The sequence below is a fragment of the Microbispora sp. H10949 genome, from assembly GCF_014161435.1.
GTDB classification, from domain to species: Bacteria; Actinomycetota; Actinomycetes; order Streptosporangiales; family Streptosporangiaceae; genus Microbispora; species Microbispora triticiradicis.
In genome coordinates, this window is record NZ_JABBWZ010000010.1 from 268,543 (window position 1) to 285,290 (window position 16,748).

The 16,748-nt window shown below is 72.1% G+C and carries 18 protein-coding genes; 13 read left to right on the plus strand and 5 right to left on the minus strand.

What is annotated here, in order from left to right; all coding sequences use genetic code 11:
• Nucleotides 1-43 precede the first annotated feature (43 nt).
• The 4 genes from HHX40_RS26305 (at nt 44) to HHX40_RS26320 (ending at nt 5,163) form a co-directional block, all read left to right on the plus strand.
• Nucleotides 44-1,096 (plus strand): zinc metalloprotease, encoded by a 1,053-nt coding sequence (locus HHX40_RS26305; protein ID WP_182882727.1) that lies wholly within the window; start codon nt 44-46, stop codon nt 1,094-1,096.
• A 129-nt stretch (nt 1,097-1,225) separates the two neighbouring features.
• Nucleotides 1,226-2,110, plus strand: coding sequence for a hypothetical protein (locus HHX40_RS26310; RefSeq protein ID WP_182882728.1), 885 nt, complete (start codon nt 1,226-1,228; stop codon nt 2,108-2,110).
• Nucleotides 2,111-2,570: 460 nt separating this feature from the next.
• The gene (locus tag HHX40_RS26315) at nt 2,571-3,098 is read left to right on the plus strand and encodes a hypothetical protein (protein ID WP_220499590.1); all 528 of its coding nucleotides are present in this window, start codon (nt 2,571-2,573) and stop codon (nt 3,096-3,098) included.
• Nucleotides 3,099-3,408: 310 nt separating this feature from the next.
• Complete coding sequence (locus HHX40_RS26320; RefSeq protein ID WP_182882730.1) at nt 3,409-5,163, plus strand: DEAD/DEAH box helicase; 1,755 nt, start codon at nt 3,409-3,411, stop codon at nt 5,161-5,163.
• 57 nt (nt 5,164-5,220) lie between these two features.
• Here the strand turns inward: HHX40_RS26320 and HHX40_RS26325 are convergent, their stop codons facing one another.
• The 4 genes from HHX40_RS26325 to HHX40_RS26340 all read right to left on the minus strand — a co-directional run bounded on the left by HHX40_RS26325 (nt 5,221) and on the right by HHX40_RS26340 (nt 8,797).
• Nucleotides 5,221-5,865: a hypothetical protein gene (locus HHX40_RS26325; protein WP_182882731.1), complete on the minus strand. Its 645-nt coding sequence runs from the start codon at nt 5,863-5,865 to the stop codon at nt 5,221-5,223.
• A gap of 241 nt (nt 5,866-6,106) precedes the next feature.
• Nucleotides 6,107-6,787, minus strand: a complete 681-nt coding sequence (locus HHX40_RS26330; RefSeq protein ID WP_182882732.1) for a hypothetical protein — start codon at nt 6,785-6,787, stop codon at nt 6,107-6,109.
• 89 nt (nt 6,788-6,876) lie between these two features.
• Nucleotides 6,877-7,449: an isochorismatase family protein gene (locus HHX40_RS26335; protein ID WP_182882733.1), complete on the minus strand. Its 573-nt coding sequence runs from the start codon at nt 7,447-7,449 to the stop codon at nt 6,877-6,879.
• A gap of 64 nt (nt 7,450-7,513) precedes the next feature.
• Nucleotides 7,514-8,797, minus strand: a complete 1,284-nt coding sequence (locus HHX40_RS26340; RefSeq protein WP_310738287.1) for a nicotinate phosphoribosyltransferase — start codon at nt 8,795-8,797, stop codon at nt 7,514-7,516.
• A 39-nt stretch (nt 8,798-8,836) separates the two neighbouring features.
• On the opposite strand from HHX40_RS26340, the gene clpS reads away from it, so the two are divergent.
• The 5 genes from clpS to HHX40_RS26365 all read left to right on the plus strand — a co-directional run bounded on the left by clpS (nt 8,837) and on the right by HHX40_RS26365 (nt 11,581).
• Nucleotides 8,837-9,124 carry an ATP-dependent Clp protease adapter ClpS gene (clpS, locus tag HHX40_RS37150; protein ID WP_182882734.1) on the plus strand — a complete coding sequence of 96 codons (288 nt, stop codon included), beginning with the start codon at nt 8,837-8,839 and terminating at the stop codon, nt 9,122-9,124.
• Nucleotides 9,124-9,648, plus strand: coding sequence for a DUF2017 domain-containing protein (locus tag HHX40_RS26350; RefSeq protein ID WP_117409394.1), 525 nt, complete (start codon nt 9,124-9,126; stop codon nt 9,646-9,648). Before clpS ends, HHX40_RS26350 begins: the two co-directional genes overlap by 1 nt.
• A 10-nt stretch (nt 9,649-9,658) precedes the next feature.
• A complete protein-coding gene (locus HHX40_RS26355; protein ID WP_117409395.1) occupies nt 9,659-10,075 on the plus strand; it encodes a Mov34/MPN/PAD-1 family protein in 417 nt (138 codons plus the stop codon).
• A 279-nt stretch (nt 10,076-10,354) separates the two neighbouring features.
• Nucleotides 10,355-10,633: a MoaD/ThiS family protein gene (locus HHX40_RS26360; protein ID WP_182876642.1), complete on the plus strand. Its 279-nt coding sequence runs from the start codon at nt 10,355-10,357 to the stop codon at nt 10,631-10,633.
• On the plus strand, nt 10,634-11,581 hold the full coding sequence (locus tag HHX40_RS26365) for a PLP-dependent cysteine synthase family protein (protein WP_182876641.1): 948 nt from the start codon (nt 10,634-10,636) through the stop codon (nt 11,579-11,581).
• Between the two features lie 58 nt (nt 11,582-11,639).
• On the opposite strand, the gene HHX40_RS26370 is transcribed toward HHX40_RS26365, so the two are convergent.
• On the minus strand, nt 11,640-13,319 hold the full coding sequence (locus HHX40_RS26370; protein ID WP_182882735.1) for a DUF3352 domain-containing protein: 1,680 nt from the start codon (nt 13,317-13,319) through the stop codon (nt 11,640-11,642).
• Between the two features lie 189 nt (nt 13,320-13,508).
• Here HHX40_RS26370 and HHX40_RS26375 point away from each other — a divergent pair, with 189 nt between their 5' ends.
• The 4 genes from HHX40_RS26375 to rph all read left to right on the plus strand — a co-directional run bounded on the left by HHX40_RS26375 (nt 13,509) and on the right by rph (nt 16,738).
• Nucleotides 13,509-14,303 carry a thioesterase family protein gene (locus tag HHX40_RS26375; protein WP_117409399.1) on the plus strand — a complete coding sequence of 265 codons (795 nt, stop codon included), beginning with the start codon at nt 13,509-13,511 and terminating at the stop codon, nt 14,301-14,303.
• 127 nt (nt 14,304-14,430) lie between these two features.
• The gene (murI, locus tag HHX40_RS26380; RefSeq protein WP_396699189.1) at nt 14,431-15,267 is read left to right on the plus strand and encodes a glutamate racemase; all 837 of its coding nucleotides are present in this window, start codon (nt 14,431-14,433) and stop codon (nt 15,265-15,267) included.
• Nucleotides 15,264-16,016: an MBL fold metallo-hydrolase gene (locus HHX40_RS26385; protein ID WP_117409401.1), complete on the plus strand. Its 753-nt coding sequence runs from the start codon at nt 15,264-15,266 to the stop codon at nt 16,014-16,016. The genes murI and HHX40_RS26385 overlap by 4 nt, the downstream gene beginning before the upstream one ends.
• A gap of 5 nt (nt 16,017-16,021) precedes the next feature.
• Nucleotides 16,022-16,738: a ribonuclease PH gene (gene rph, locus HHX40_RS26390; RefSeq protein WP_117409402.1), complete on the plus strand. Its 717-nt coding sequence runs from the start codon at nt 16,022-16,024 to the stop codon at nt 16,736-16,738.
• Nucleotides 16,739-16,748 lie beyond the last annotated feature (10 nt).

A 16,748-nucleotide genomic window follows, 5' to 3' on the forward strand; every position in this document is an offset into this window, starting at 1 on the left:
ACGGCTAACGTCAGCCTTCTGACCAGCCGTATCGGGGGAAAGAATGGTTCGGCGACCCATCGCCGTCGTCCTCGCATGCCTGTACGCGCTGGGCGGCGTCCGCGCCGCCCCGGCGTCCGCCGCCTCCCCGCAGGCCGCCCGGCCGGATGACTGCCCTGCGGCGGCCCAGACCGGCGTCGCGCGGCGCCCGGGCGCGGAAACCGCCCTTCCTCGGCGGCTCACGCACGCGATGGAGCCGCGCGACCCCGGACCGGGCGAGGCCGCCCGCATGTCGGCCGATCTCGACCGCAGGCTCCACGCGGCGGAGCGGAGCGGCGCCGCGGGTCTCTCCCGGCGCGACCCGGGCGCCGTCGAGCGGATCACCGTCCCGGTGTGGGTGCACATCGTCAGGGACGGCGCGCTCGGCCTGCCCGACGCCGCCGTGGCCAGGCAGATCGCCGTGCTCAACACCGCCTACTCCGGCGGGTACGGGGGCGCCGACACCGGGGTCAGGTTCGAGCTCAAGGGCGTCACCCACACCGACAACCGCGCCTGGTTCCGCGACCCTCTGGGATACGAGGAGCCGCTGAAGGAGAAGCTCCGCACCGGCGGGCCCGAGACGCTCAACCTCTTCATCGCCCAGATGAGCCGGCTCGTGCTCGGATACTCCACCTATCCCTACTGGTACAAGGACGACCCCGGCCTCGACGGAGTGGTCGTCGACTGGCGGAGCGTGCCCGGCGGCCCCTTGCGCGACTTCGCCAGGGGCTTCACCGCCGTCCACGAGATCGGGCACTGGCTCGGCCTGCTGCACACCTTCGAGAACGGCTGCGCCGCACCGGGCGACTCGGTGGACGACACCCCCGCGGAGGCCCGGCCGACCACCGGCTGCCCGCCGAGGAAGGACAGCTGTCCCGCGCCGGGGAACGACCCGACGCACAACTTCATGGACTACTCCCAGGACCGGTGCATGCGCGAGTTCACCCCGGGCCAGGCCGTACGGATCCGGCAGATGTGGGACGTGTACCGCCGGCCGGGTCCGCGGGGCGCCGACCCGGAGGTGACGTCGGACGCTCTCGCCGCACCGCCCGATGACGAATCGGCCGGGAGGCGTTGACGCGGCGGCGCGTGTGTGAATAACTCCCAGCAGCGTTCACGGTCACAGGGCTCCGCGGGTGGCCCTGACCGCTCCGTCGCTCGCCGGTTCCGTCCCACGCACGCCCGGCCAGGTCGCCCGGGAGGCTTTGTGGATGACGAGTGGACCCGCCGGGTCTGGCCGCCCGCCGAGCAGCCCTCCGGCCGGGGCGAGGCGGGCCCCGACACCACCGGCAGGGGCCTCACACGTCCGTACGGCGTGCCGGGAGCGGGCGGGGACGCGGGGGCGGAGGGCGCCTCCGGCCGGCACCGCCCGGCGCGCGACGGGCGCGAGCGCACGGCCCCGTACGGCGCGCCGGTCTCCGGGCGGGCGACGGCCGAACCCTCCGTGTGGCCGCTCACGCCGCCCGGCGAGGAGGAGGACGAGCTTCCGCCCGCCGCCCGCCGGTACGGCGCGCCCGCCACGCCGCCCCGGCGCATGCCCCGATGGCTGTGGCGGCTCCTGGTGGGCGGCCTGGCGCTGGCCTGCTCGGCGGCGGTCATCGGCGCGGTGGTGGTCACGGTCCTGAACCGGGCCGAGCGCGTGCCGCCCACCGTGATCCACGACCAGGTCGCCGGGGTCGCCTACACCCTCCCGCCCGAGTGGCGTGAGGGGGTGGTCGCCCCGGTGAGCGGCTTCACCACCGTCGTCGCGCGGGGGGACAGCGCCACGGTCATGGCCCGGCCGGGCGACCCGGTCGATCCGCCCGGCCTCCGCTCGGAGGTCATCGACCTGAGCGACCTCTACGCCCGCCTGCTGCTGCACGGTGACAAGGTCGAGGTGCTCGACGACCGCGCGGTGACCGTCGGCGGGCGCCCGGGCCACACGCGGGCCGTACGGGCCGAGTACAGCGACGTCGTGAACGAGCCCGCCTTCATGCGGGTGACCCTGCTGACCCGGTCCGACGGCGGCAGCACGGTCCTGCTCGGGCTGGCGCACCCCGACCAGCCGCGGTCCCGCGCCGAGATCGAGGGCCTCATGTGGGGCGCCCGCTGACGCCGTGGACCGATCCGCCGGGCCTTCTCTGTACGGCGGATTCGGCACGCCGCGTGCCAGGAAAATGGCATCTTGGCGGCGTTCTGCCCGATATAGCGACTCAATCGGAAAAAGGGTTGTCATAGCAGTCGCGCGCTCCGTCCCGTATGCCCGGGCGGATGAGTATATGAATGGGCGCGTGCTCGGTCGGCGGATCCGTCGTGTGATGCGGGGAATCGCGACAATCGCCGGAACGGCTTTGAGATAGGCGTAACATCTGTTTGCCGGTATCCGATAAGTGGCTCGCTGCCCGCGTTTCTCCGGACGGGTATCTTCGAGGTCGCATCGCACGAAAAACGCGGTGACCCGGAAAGACCAATTCTCACCATGGGGGGAAATCAAATTGATTTCTCGTAGGAGCAGCTCTGCCTCTGGTTCGCGTGGCGCCGGTCGCCTGCTGACCTGGTCCGCCGCGGTGGCGGTGACCTGCGCGACCGTGGGGCTGTCGGGCTCGATCGCGGCGAGCGCCACCTCGACGAAGACCACCCCGGTCGCGCATGGGGCGACGAGTCCGCAGGGCGGGGAGAAGAGCTTCATTCCCCTCCCGCGTCTCGACTCGGCGAACATCATCACAACCTTCAGCGTGCTGCCGGCGGCGGGCGCCACCACGAGTGTGGTGCCGCTCACCTCGCAGACCTTCACCGGGTCGGCCCGCAGGGGCCACGTGTTCGTCAACGACGGCACGTCCTGGGCCGACCTCACCTCGGTGTTCTCCCCGGGCTTCCTGTACGACGTGACCCTGGCGCCGTCGCCGAGCACCACCCTGCTGGGCACCGGCGGCGTCCTGAGCAGCCTCACCACCAGCGGCATTCCCGTCGGGCGGCTCAGGGTCACCGTGCGGAAGGCCGACGGCAGCATCTTCGTCTCCGACTGCAGCGTCGCGAACACGAGCGGCGCCTCGACCCTGCCGCTGACCGCCTCGGACTGCACCAAGCCGGCGCGTCTGTGACGACGGGCTGACCGACGCCGGGGCGGGTGGTCCGCGGATGCCTGGGGGCTCCGCGGGCCGGCCGCCTCGTGCGTGCCCGCCGTCCCGGCCTGGGCCGCGATCCTCCTGGTCCGTGGCTCCGGCCGGTACGGATCGGGCCACGTCCGACGGCGGTCCGTTCCGGAGCTGTGGGGATTCCCACACCATGCGATTTCGGACCACCATGCGTGTGGTCGGCGCGTTCTGTCGGTGTGGCGGGCTACTCTGATGGCACTGTGAGGGAGCGAACCGATAGAGACACCAGTGTTCCGATGAGTTCGGGGAGGCGTCGTTGAGCGTTTCGGCCGCGTCCCACCTCTCCCCGTCCTACCCCGACAGAGCCGCCTGGGGGACCGCCCCCAAGCTGCGTGCCTGGCAGCAGGAGGCCTACGACCTCTACGTCCGGCGCGAGCCGAGAGACTTCCTGACCGTCGCCACCCCCGGCGCCGGCAAGACGACGTACGCGCTGCGGATCGCCAGCGAACTGCTCAGCCGCGGTGTCGTGCGTGCACTGACCATCGTCACGCCGACCGAGCACCTCAAGCGGCAGTGGGCCGACGCGGCGGCGCGGGTCGGGATCGGCATCGACCCCGAGTTCAAGAACAGCCAGGGCGCGACCTCCCGCGACTACACCGGCGTCGCGGTCACCTACGCCCAGATCGCGATGCACCCGGCGCTGCACCGCGCCCGCACCGAGGCGCGCAAGACCTTGGTGATCTTCGACGAGATCCACCACGCCGGTGACGCCAAGTCGTGGGGAGACGGCGTCCGTGAGGCGTTCGAGCCGGCGACCAGGCGGCTGGCGCTGACCGGCACGCCGTTCCGGTCGGACGAGAGCCCGATCCCGTTCGTCACCTACGTGGAGGACGGCGAGGGCGCCCTGCGCAGCGTCGCCGACTACTCCTACGGGTACGGCCCGGCCCTGGGCGACGGCGTCGTCCGGCCGGTCATCTTCCTCGCCTACTCGGGGGAGATGAAGTGGCGCACGCGGGCCGGAGACGAGATCGCCGCCACGCTCGGCACGCCGCTGACCAAGGACCAGCTCTCCCAGGCCTGGCGCGCCGCGCTCGACCCGAAGGGCGACTGGATCCGCCAGGTCATCCACGCCGCCGACCGCAGGCTCACCGAGGTCCGGCGCGGCGTCCCGGACGCCGGCGGCCTGGTCATCGCCTCCGACCACGAGTCCGCCCGGGCGTACGCCCGGCACATCCGGACCGTGACCGGCGAGGGCGCGGAGGTCGTCCTCTCCGACGACCCCGGCGCGTCCAAGAAGATCAAGGACTTCGCCACCTCCGAGCGGCGCTGGCTGGTCGCGGTCCGGATGGTCTCCGAGGGCGTCGACATCCCCCGGCTGTGCGTCGGCGTGTACGCCACGAGCACCTCCACCCCGCTGTTCTTCGCCCAGGCCGTCGGGCGGTTCGTGCGCGCCCGCAAGCGCGGCGAGACGGCGTCGGTGTTCCTGCCGTCGGTGCCCGTCCTGATGGGCCTGGCGGGGGAGATGGAGACCGAGCGCGACCACGTGCTGGGCCGCCGCCGCGACGAGGACGGCCTCGACGACATGCTGCTGGAGCAGGCGCAGCAGGAGAAGAAGCAGCCCGACGCGCTCGGCGACGAGCTGCCCTTCCAGACCCTTGAGGCGTCCGCGACCTTCGACCGGGTGCTGTTCGACGGCGGCGAGTTCGGCACCGCCGCCGCCCCCGGCTCGCCGGAGGAGGAGGACTTCATCGGCCTGCCCGGCCTGCTGGAGCCCGACCAGGTGGCGTCCCTGCTGCGTAAGCGTCAGGCCGACCAGCAGGCGGCGATTCGCAAGACCCGCAAGGGCGAGGAGCAGGCGCCGGCTCTCGCGCCGCACGAGCAGCTCGCGGAGCTCCGCAAGGAGCTCAACGGCCTCGTCGGGGCGTGGAACCACCGCACCGGCCAACCGCACGGCGTCATCCACGCGGAGCTGCGCCGGGCCTGCGGCGGGCCCGCCATCGCCCAGGCCACCGCCGAGCAGGTCCGCGAGCGGATCGCGATGATCCGCAAATGGGCCGCCCAGCGCAGGTGACCCCGCCTCGGCCCTCGGTCCGCCGCCCCTGAAAGGACGGCGAACCGAGGGACGCCGTCAGCTCGCGCCGGGCGTGACCCCAGACCCCGAGGCGTGCCGGACCTGGGCGGACAGGCCGTCCAGCCGCTCGAGGATGGCCTCGAACATCGCCGCGTTGGACGCCGCCATCCGGTCCATCCGGTCACTGAGCCCGTCGACCCGGTCGTTGAGTCCGTCGACTCGTTTTGTGAGGTCGTCGAAGCGTTGGGTCAGGCCGTCGACGCGTTCGTTGAGGGTGTCGACGCGCTGGGTGAGTCCGTCGACGCGTTCGGTCAGCCCATCGACTCGGTCGCTGAGCCCGTCGACGCGCTGGGTGAGGTGGTCGACTCGGTCGTGGAGGCCGTCGACGCGCTGGGTGAGGTGCTCGAATCGGACGTTGAGCGCCTCGACGTTGCGGTCCAGGCGGCTGATCTCGCCGTCGATGCGGTCGAGCCGGATGGTCACGACGCCCATCTGACGCTTGAGGATGCCGACGTCCGCTCTCGTCTCCGCGGCGACCAGCTCCACCCGGAGCAGGCGGTCGCTCATCGCATCGATCTTGTCCCAAGTCATCTGCATCGCGTCGTACGCGTGCTCTGCCGCCTGCTTGCGGCAATGGACGCTGAGTTCCATGAAGTCATTCTCCAAGCGCTTGACGCGTTGTTTGAGGGTGGGCATGGCCATAGGGCGTCCTCCAACTTTAGGGCAGCGCTGCCTGGGTGCGCTGCGAAGGCGGGGTGCGCGGAGGACATTGCTATCAGGTTCGAACCGTCATGGGAGGGCGAGGATTCAGGAAATTCGCCGCACGTCCTGGGCGGGATAAGGGTTGTTCATACCGGTGTATGAATGGCCACCGGAAGCGGGAGCGGCGCGTGTGTTTTTTCCTACCGGCACCGGGAAGTCGAGAAACGTGAATCGCCATTCACTAGGACATGTGCGACCTGAGTGGAATTCGGTCGCCGGTGTGGCCGTCGATGGCGACGTAGCGGCGATGGTGCCGGGTGGCCGGGCTCAGCCGGAGGCTGAGGGAGGCGACGCCCCCCTCCACGCGTATCGGGACGCGGTGCGTCCCCTCCTGGCGCCCGTCCTCCGCGCCCTCCCGCACCCAGATGCGCAGGCGGTGCCCGGCCTGGTGCACCGCCACCGTCGCGGTGTCGCACTGCCCCGTGGTGGCGGGCCAGTAGACGGTGAGGCCGTGCAGGGCCCGCCCGCGGAACGACAGCCGTACGGCGTCGGGGGTGGCGACGCGCTCGTCGCAGGCGGACCCGCCGCTCGCCAGGGGCGGGGGTGACGCCGGCGAGGTGACGGGGCCCGCCGGGCCGCCCGGCGCCTCCCGCCTTCTCTGGCCGTCCGTCTCGTCCTGCCCGGGTGCGGCCGGCGGGCGTTCCTTCGGTGCGGCGGCGCCGGTGTCGCGGACGGCGACCGTCTGCGCGGGCGTCGCCTCGGGCCTCTGGGCGAAGCCCAGGGCGATCGTGACCGCCTGCAGCGCCGCCAGGGTCAGCGCGCCCGCGGCGCGAAGCGCACCGCGGTGGCCGCGGCCGAAGAGCAGCCAGACGCAGACCGGGGTGAGGACGAGCCAGCACAGGCCGAGCGAGAACGCGAACATCGGGCCGCCAATCCACGAAGGGTCGTCACTCCAGGTAATACACCCGTGACGCTTCGTGGTGAAGGAATTGACGTCCGGCGCGGCGTGGATCAGGACTGGAGGACGGGCTCCCCGGTGAGCTCCACGCCGGCCTCGGCGAGCCGGGCGAGCGCCGCCTCGGTCGTCTCCCTGGCGACGCCGGCGGTCAGGTCCAGCAGGACCCGTACGGAGAAGCCGCCGGCCGCCGCGTCGAGGGCGGTGGCCCGGACGCAGTGGTCGGTGGCGATGCCGACCACGTCGACGGCCTCCACTCCCCGCTCACGCAGCCACGCGGCGAGCCCCACGCCGTCGGCGGTGGCGCCCTCGAACCCGCTGTAGGCCGCCTGCCGCGCCCCCTTGCTGAAGATCTCCTCGACCTTCGCCGTGTCAAAGGCCGGGTGGAAGTCGGCGCCGGAGGTGCCGACCACGCAGTGCGGCGGCCAGGTGTCGACGTAGTCGGGCTCGGCGGCGAAGTGCGGTCCGGGATCGACGTGGTAGTCACGGGTGGCCACCACGTGGTCGTACCCGTGTTCGTCGACGTGGCGGCCGATCGCGGCGGCCACCCCGGCGCCCCCGCCGACCGGCAGGCTGCCGCCCTCGCAGAAGTCGTTCTGCACGTCCACGATGATGAGCGCGGTCTTCATGGGGTCACCTCACAGTGGCGATCACGGAGGACCGGCGTCGTCCTCATGCGCCGGTCCTCCGCGATCACTTGAAGATAGTAGGGACTGCGGGGTCTCCAGGGGAGAGGCTGCGGGCTTCGAGTGGCAACTCAGCCGAAGTCGCCCGGTGGCGTTCGCGGGCGGTCAGGAGGCTCTCCCGGCCCACGACCTTGCCGTCCCGGACGAGTTCGGCCAGCAGCGGGCGGTCCTCGGACTCCACCGGCTCGCGGGTGATCACCTCGGCGGTGGCGGTGCCGCCGCCGGTCCTGCGGTAGGCCCACTTGCGGCCGCCGACGCTCGGCTTGCCGACGGACGCCTTCGCGACCGGCTGGAGGACGCCCGACGCGTCCTCCCTGGCGACCAGCTTGTAGACCAGGCTGGCCGTCGGGTGGCCCGACCCGGTGGACAGGGCGGTGCCGACGCCGTACGCGTCGACCGGCGCCGCCGCCAGCGCGGCGATCGCGAACTCGTCCAGGTCGCTGGTGACGACGATCCGCGTCCGGTCCGCGCCCAGGTCGTCGAGCAGGCGGCGCACCTCGACGGCCACCACGGCGAGGTCGCCGGAGTCGATGCGGACCGCGCCGAGGTCCGGCCCGGCCAGCTCCACCGCCGTCCGTACGGCCCTCGCCACGTCGTAGGTGTCCACGAGCAGGGTGGTGCCGAGCCCGAGGGACTCGATCTGGATCCGGAAGGCCTCCGCCTCCGAGTCGTGCAGCAGGGTGAACGCGTGGGCGGCGGTCCCCGCGGTCGGCACGCCGTACTGGTGACCGGCCATGAGGTTGGAGGTGGAGGCGAAGCCGCACAGGTAGGCGGCCCTGGCGGCGGCGACCGCGGCGTACTCGTGGGTGCGGCGCGAGCCCATCTCGATCAGCGGCCGGTCTCCGGCCGCCTGCGCCATGCGGGAGGCGGCGGCGGCGATCGCGCAGTCGTGGTTGAGGATCGACAGGATCAGCGTCTCCAGCAGCACGGCCTCGGCGAAGGTCCCCTCCACCACCATGATCGGGGAGCCGGGGAAGAACGCCTCGCCCTCGCGGTAGCCGTACACGTTGCCGGAGAAGCGGTAGCCGGCGAGGAAGTCGCCCGTCGGCCCGTCCACGATCCCGGCGGAGCACAGGAACTCGATGTCCTGCTCGTCGAAGCGGAAGTCCTCCAGCGCGTCGAGGAACCGCCCGGTGCCGGCCACCACGCCGTAGCGCCGTCCTCCGGGCAGCCGCCGGGCGAACACCTCGAAGACCGCCCGCCGGTGCGCCGCACCGCCCGCCAGCGCGGCCTGGAGCATCGTCAGTTCGTACTGGTCGGTCAGCAGGGCCGTGCCCGTGGTCATGCGCACGTGTCGAAGACTACGACGGTCGTGGTGCAGGATGGTTACGTGGGTAGCACAGCTCCAGCCGAGGTAGAGCGTCCGTCGTCGGACGTGCGCCCCGATCTGCCGTGGCTCACGATCGTGTGGAACGACCCGGTCAATCTCATGTCGTACGTCACGTACGTCTTCCAGACCGTGTTCGGTTATCCCCGGCAGAAGGCCGAGAAGCTGATGATGGACGTCCATCACAAGGGCAGGGCCGTGGTCTCCAGCGGCACCCGGGAGGAGATGGAGCGGGACGTGCAGATACTCCACTCCTACGGCCTGTGGGCGACCGTCCAGCAGGACAGATGATGAGCACGGGATTCAAGGCGGCACGCGACGGCGTCTCGATCCACCTCGACGCGGGCGAGGTGTCGATCCTGCGCTCACTGGTGTCACAGGTGCTGGGCCTGGTGGAGCCGGGCACCACGGGGGACGACCCGCTGGAGCGCGCGCTCGGCATCGGCTCGGCCACCCCGCCGGACGACCCCGTGCTCGCGCGGCTGTTCCCCTCGGCGTACGCCGAGGACGACGAGGCGGCGGGGGAGTTCCGGCGTTACACGGAGGCGACGCTGCGCGACGGCAAGCGGGCCGACGCGACCACCCTGCTGGAGACGGCGGCGCCGGGGCGGCTGACGCTGACCGCGGAGCAGGGGCAGGCGTGGCTGCGGGCGCTCAACGACGTCCGCCTCGCGCTCGGCGTGCGCCTGGAGGTGACCGAGGAGGTCCACGAGGAGATCGCCTCGATGTCCGAGGACGACCCGCGTTATCCCGCGTTCGTGACCTACGACTGGCTCACCTACCTGCAGGACAGCCTCGTCCGGGCCCTTTGGTAGGTTTTCCGGCATGCTGACGATCTCACGCGAGCTGGTCGACAGGATCGTGGCCCACGCGCGGGCCGATCACCCGGACGAGGCGTGCGGCATCGTGGCCGGGCCCGCCGGATCGGACCGTCCCGAGCGCTTCGTTCCCATGGAGAACGCCGAGCGGTCCCCGACGTTCTACCGCTTCGACTCCATGGAGCAGTTCCGGGTGTGGCGGGAGATGGACGACAGGGACGAGGTGCCCGTCGTGATCTACCACTCCCACACCGCCACCGAGGCGTACCCCTCCCGTACGGACATCGGTTACGCCTCCGAGCCCGACGCCCACTACGTGCTGGTCTCGACCGCCTCCGAGGAGGAGACGCCGTTCCGGTCGTTCCGGATCAATGACGGGGTTGTGACGGAGGAGGACGTCAAGATCGTCGAGGCGTACGGTTAAACTTGAACCATGCCTTACGATGACGCTCGTCCTGTGTCGTCACCGGCTGTCCTGATGCGCCGGGTACGCCCGGAATCTCCTGTTCAGGCGTTCCTCTTCGCGCACACGCCGTCCGTCGTCGTCTACGACTGTCGCTGAGCCCCGGCCGGCTGCCGCCGCCCGGCTGGAATCGCCGCCCGTCCCGCCATGTTCCATCCAGATGAACGGACGCGCCCGGCGGACGTGAGTAAACGGACGCCCACCACAACGACGACCACAGATCAAGGAGATTGAGCCGAGATGGCCATCGAGGTCCGCATTCCTACCATCCTCCGCAGCTACACCGATGGCGCCAAGGCGGTCAACGCCAAGGGATCGACCCTCGAAGAGCTGTTCGGCGACCTGGAGTCGCGCCACCCCGGCCTGAAGAGCCGGCTGGTGGACGAGTCGGGGCTGCGCCGTTTCGTCAACGTCTACCTCAACGACGAGGACGTGCGCTTCCTCGGCGGGCTCGGCACCCCGGTCGCCGACGGCGACACCGTGACCGTGCTCCCGGCCGTCGCTGGCGGAGCGCGCTAGATGCGCTTCGACTCGCTGATCGACTCGGTCGGGCACACCCCGCTGGTGGGGCTGCCCCGGCTCTCGCCGTCCGCCGACGTGCGGATCTGGGCGAAGCTGGAGGACCGCAACCCGACCGGGTCGGTCAAGGACAGGCCGGCGCTGTGGATGATCGAGCAGGCCGAGAAGGACGGGCTGCTCACGCCGGGCTGCACGATCCTGGAGCCGACCTCCGGCAACACCGGCATCTCGCTGGCGATGTCGGCCCGGCTCAAGGGCTACCGGCTGATCTGCGTCATGCCCGAGAACACCTCGGAGGAGCGCCGCCAGCTGCTGCGCATGTGGGGCGCGGAGATCATCTCCTCGCCGGCCGCGGGCGGCTCCAACGAGGCCGTACGGGTGGCCAAGGGCCTGGCGGCCGAGCATCCCGACTGGGTGATGCTCTACCAGTACGGCAACCCGGCGAACTGGCGCTCCCACTACGAGTCCACCGGGCCGGAGATCCTCGCGGACCTGCCGGGTGTGACCCACTTCGTCGCCGGGCTCGGCACGACCGGCACGCTCATGGGCGTCGGGCGCTACCTGCGCGAGCAGGTGCCGGACGTGAAGATCGTGGCCGCCGAGCCGCGGTACGGCGAGCTGGTCTACGGCCTGCGCAACGTGGACGAGGGGTTCGTCCCCGAGCTGTACGACGCGTCCGTGCTGACCACCCGCTACTCGGTGACCTCCGCCGACGCGTTGCGGCGCACCCGTGAGCTGCTGGCGTCCGAGGGCATCTTCGCCGGCATCTCGACCGGCTGCGCCCTGCACGCGGCCCTCGGCATGGCCCGCAAGGCCGTGGAGGCGGGGGAGCGGGCCGACATCGTGTTCATCGTGGCCGACGGCGGGTGGAAGTACCTGTCCACCGGCGCCTACGAGGGCACGCTCGACGAGGCCGAGGACCGCCTGGAAGGCCAGCTCTGGGCCTGACTCCGGCCCGCCGCCGCGCCACCCGCCGGACGGCGGCGCGGCCGTGCGGGCCGGGGGCTCAGTCGAACACGACCCTGAGGGTGAAGCTCGACCCGGCCTCGCCGGAGGTGCCGCTCAGGCCGACCGCCCGCAGCTTCTCCAGGTCCCGCCGCCCGGCGTCCCCGGCGCCGCTCAGGTACAGCTTCTCCAGCCGGTCGAGGTCGGCGTACACCGCGTAGGTGGCGTTCCCGGCGTCCGGGACGGCCAGCCGGAACGTCTCGGACTCGGCGAGCGCGCCGCCGCCGCCGCCCAGCGTGGCGGCGTACTCCGGGGTCGTCGCGAGCACGAACCGGCCGTCGCCGCCCGCGGTGGCGAAGTCCGCCGGCCGCTCGATGCCGTCGAGGTAGGCCTTCACCCTGTCCACCACGTCCTGGGCCTTGGCGGCGTCGGTCGTGAGCACCGCGCCGAAGTGGGGCTGGGAGCCGTCCAGGCCCCGCTCGTCGAGGGCGAGCGTGAGGTTCCTGCCCAGCAGCGTCACCAGGTCGTCCGGCAGGGACAGGCCGTACTGCCGCGCCGCGTCGAGCGTCTCGGCGTACGGCCCGCCGCCCGCGCCGTTCGCCGCCCGCTCGATCGAGGGCCACTGCTCGCGCAGCAGGTCGCCCAGGCCGGAGAACGAGGCCGCCGCGACCGTGGACGCGGGCAGTTCGCCGATCCGCACCGGCTCGGGACGGCCCGGCGCCGTCTTCCCGCCGCAGGTGATCCCGGCCAGCTCCGCGTAGTCGCCGGAGAACCGGAGGGCGCCGGCGAAGCGCATGTCCTTGACGCGGTCGAGCAGCGGCTCCGCGCCGTTCCGCGACGGCCACGCGGCCGCGGCGACCTTCTCCACGTCGGCCCAGAACGACAGCACGCCCGGCTCGCCCAGCGTGCGGAGGTCGTCGGCGAAGCGGGGCTCGCCGGACAGCGGCGCCGCCGTGACGTACCGGTCGGCCAGCTCCTGGGTCGGGGCGATGACGGCGTACCCGTCGCGGAACGCGAGGCCGCCCTTCCCGTCGCGCAGGCCGAGGCGCGCGATGCCCTCTCTGGCCGCCGCCTCGTCCCTGACCTGTACGGCGATCGCCCCGACGGGGTCGTCGCCGCCGGTCGAGGGGAGCACGGCGAGGCCGACGCGGTCGCCCAGCCACGGCTCGACGTCCCTGGCGTAGTCGACCTTCGCGAGGCCGGAGCCGTCCTTCCCCAGGGCGGTGACGAGTGCCTCGCGCGGGTCGTCGCCGCCGACGACGTCCCGGGTGGCGGAGAACCTGCGGGCGATGCCGAACAACGCGAGCTTCTGGTCGGCGGAAGGATCGAGGTCGAGCCGGACGTAGGCGATCGCGTCCGCGGGCAGCACGTCCTGCGGCTGGGTGCCGCCGCCGCTGAGCTTCGAGGCGGCCCACACGCCGCCCCCGCCGACCACTCCGACGAGCACGGCGGCGACGAGCGCGAGGATCCAGCCGCGTGCTCCCCGCCGACCCTTTGGAGCCGGAGCCGGCGCGTGCGGCGGCGGTTCGGCCACAGTGGTGAAGCCGATCTCCTCCTGCTCGCTCCAGCCGGGCAACCGTACGGTGTGCGCCTCCCGCCCCGAGGGGCGGGGGAACCGGTAGGAGATGGTGCGGTCGAGGTCGCTCTCGTCACGCGGGCTCCAGGGGCCCGACGCCGGTTCGGTGTGTCGGGGGTGCGGAGTCCGGGGGTCCGGCTGCCGGGGGGAGCGGTCGGCGGGCATTGGCTCACTCACTAGCGTCGTCGGGTCGTACGCCCGGAGGCGTCGTCGCCCGGAGGTTAGGAGCGGCCGCTAGAAGGGCGCTTGCAGCCCGCTTGACCGTCGCGCTCAGGTGATCCCCGTCCGCTGCGGCGGAGAGCGCCACGCTACAGTAACCAGCAGAACATCATTCGGTAGAGCGGCGAGGGGCGCATGACCAAGTTCGACGAGGCCACGCGGGCGATCCGGGTCGACGACACCACCTACGACGTGTGTCTCGACGACGGATACTCCATGGGCGGGCCGCTGAACGGCGGCTATCTGATGGCCACCGTGCTGCGCGCGGTGGCGGACGCCTCGGCGCACCCGCACCCGGTGTCCACCAGCGCCCACTTCCTGCGGGTGGCCCGGCCGGGCCCGGCCCAGGTCGTGCTCGACCAGCTCAAGTCGGGCCGTACGGCGGCGATGACCCGGGCGCGGCTCGTGCGGGACGGCGAGGCGTTCGTCGAGATGCTCGTCGCGACCGCCACGCTCGACGGGTCGGCGGACCCGGACTGGTCGGACGGCCCTTCGGTGGCCATGCCCGGCCTGGCGGACTGCGTGCGCCTGCCCGATCCGAAAGCGGCGTCGGCCATGAACTTCAGCGCGCGGATGGAGATGCTGTTCGACCCGCCCACGATCGGCTGGCTGACCGGGGAGCCCACCGGGCGGCCCGAGTCGCGGGCCTACTTCCGGCTGGCCGAGCCGCAGGACCCCGACCCGTTCGTGCTGGCGATGGCGGTGGACGCGCTGCCGCCGGTCGTGTTCTCGGCGGGGGCGCGGGGCTGGGCCCCCACGGTCGAGCTGACCTGGCACCTGCGCGCCCTGCCCGCCCCGGGGTGGCTGACCCTCATCGGCGGCGGGCGGCTGATCAGCGACGGCTGGTTCGACGAGGAGGTCGAGGTGTGGGACTCGGCGGGCCGGCTGGTCGCCCAGTCGCGCCAGCTCGCCCGGCTCGGCCGCGGCTGAGCCCTGCCCTGTCGCCGGGCCTCCGGCGCGGCGGCGCTGCCCGATCGCCGAGCCTCCGGCGCGGCGGCTCGCGATGTGAGCTTTCTTACCGCCGGTGGCCGGGACCGGTCCCCTAACCTTGGGAAGCGTGCCGGAGGACAACAGCAGGGCGATCGGGATCTTTGACAGCGGGGTGGGCGGCCTGACCGTCGCCCGGGCGATCATCGACCAGCTGCCCCACGAATCGATCTTGTATGTGGCCGACACGGCCAACCAGCCGTACGGGCCCAAGCGCATCGCCGAGCTCCGCGCGTACGCGCTGGAGGTGATGGACCACCTGGTCGAGCACGGGGTGAAGATGCTGGTCATCGCGTGCAACAGCGCCAGCTCCGCCGTGCTCAGGGACGCCAGGGAGCGATACGACGTCCCCGTCGTCGAGGTGATCCAGCCCGCCGCGCGGCGGGCCGTGCGAGCCACCGGGAACGGCAGGGTCGGCGTGATCGCCACGCGGGCCACCATCGAGTCGATGGCCTATCACGACGCCTTCGCCGCGGCCCCCGACGTCGAACTGGTCGCGGTGGCCACCCCCCTGCTGGTGGAGTTCGTCGAGCGCGGCGAGACGATGAGCGACGACCTCATCGAGGTGGTCCGGGGCTACCTCAAGCCGATCCAGGACGCGGGCTGCGACACGCTGATCCTCGGCTGCACCCACTATCCGCTGCTCACCGGCGCGCTGTCGTACGTCGCCGGGGACGGGGTCACGCTCGTGTCGAGCGCCGAGGAGACCGCCAAGGACGTCTACCGGATCCTGCACGACCGGGGGCTGTCCAACGGCGCGGGCCGGCCGAGGCACCGCTTCCGGGCGACCGGCGACACGGAACTGTTCGAACGGCTCGGCCAGCGGTTCCTCGGCCCGGAGCTGCAGTCGGTGGAGCGGACCGCCCCCGGGCTCGGCGAGGCGACCGGCGTGGGGAGTCCGAGATGAAGCTGACCGTCGTCGGGTGCTCGGGCAGCTTCCCCGGCCCCGACAGCCCGTCCTCCTGCTACCTCCTCGAAGCCGAGGGCTTCCGGATGCTCGTCGACTTCGGCAGCGGGTCGCTGGGCGCGCTGCAGCGGCACGCCGGGCTCTACGACGTCGACGCCGTCCTGCTGTCCCACCTGCACGCCGACCACTGCCTCGACCTGTGCGCCTACCACGTCGTACGCACCTACACCCCGGACGGCCCGCTGCCGAAGATCCCGGTGTACGCCCCCGCCGGAGCGTCCAAGCGGCTCAACGCGGCGTACGCCATGCCGGACGAGCCGGTGCTGGAGAACTCCTTCGACTTCCTGCGGCTGTCACCCGGCACACGGCACGTCGGCCCGTTCGAGGTGACGGCCGCCCCCATGAACCACCCCGTGGAGACGTACGGCTTCCGCGTGTCCAGCAGGGGCCGTTCGGTGGCGTACTCGGCGGACACCGGGGAGTCGGCCGAGCTGGTCAAGCTCGCCCACGACGCCGACGTGCTGCTGTGCGAGGCCTCCTTCCTCGACGGGCCGGACCTCACGCCCGGCCTGCACCTCAGCGGCAGGCAGGCGGCCGAGCACGCCGCGCGGGCCGGGGCGGGCACGCTCGTCCTCACCCATCTCGTGCCGTGGTACGACAAGGCCCGGGTCCTGGAGGACGCCTCACGCGGCGGTTTCGACGGGCCGATGGAGTTGGCACGGAGCGGCGCCGTGTATGACCTAGGGTGACCCGTATGGCTCGTTCACACGGTCGTCGATCCGACCAGCTACGCCCCGTGACCATCACCCGGAACTGGCTCGCCCACGCGGAGGGCTCCGTACTGGTGGAGTTCGGGGGTACCAAGGTGCTGTGCGCCGCGACGGTCGAAAGCGGCGTGCCCCGCTGGCGCAAGGGCAGCGGGCTGGGCTGGGTGACGGCCGAGTACGCCATGCTGCCCCGGTCGACCAACACCCGCACCGACCGCGAGTCGGTCCGCGGCAAGATCGGCGGGCGTACCCACGAGATCTCCCGGCTGATCGGCCGCTCCCTGCGCGCCTGTGTCGACTACAAGGCCCTGGGGGAGAACTCCGTACTGCTCGACTGCGACGTGCTGCAGGCCGACGGCGGCACCCGCACCGCCGCCATCACCGGCGCGTACGTCGCGCTGGCCGACGCGATCACCTGGATGCGGCAGCGCCGGATGTGCCCCGGCGACCCCCTGGTGAACTCGGTCGCCGCCGTCTCGGTCGGGATCGTCGGCACCGAGCCCATGCTCGACCTCGACTACAGCGAGGACGTCAAGGCCGAGACCGACATGAACGTGGTGATGACCGGCAGGGGCGACTACGTGGAGGTCCAGGGCACGGCCGAGGGCACGCCCTTCGACCGCACGACGCTCAACGGCCTGCTCGACCTCGCCGCGAGCGGCTGCGCCGACCTCACCCGCCTGCAGACCGAGGCCCTCTCCTAACCTTACGAGC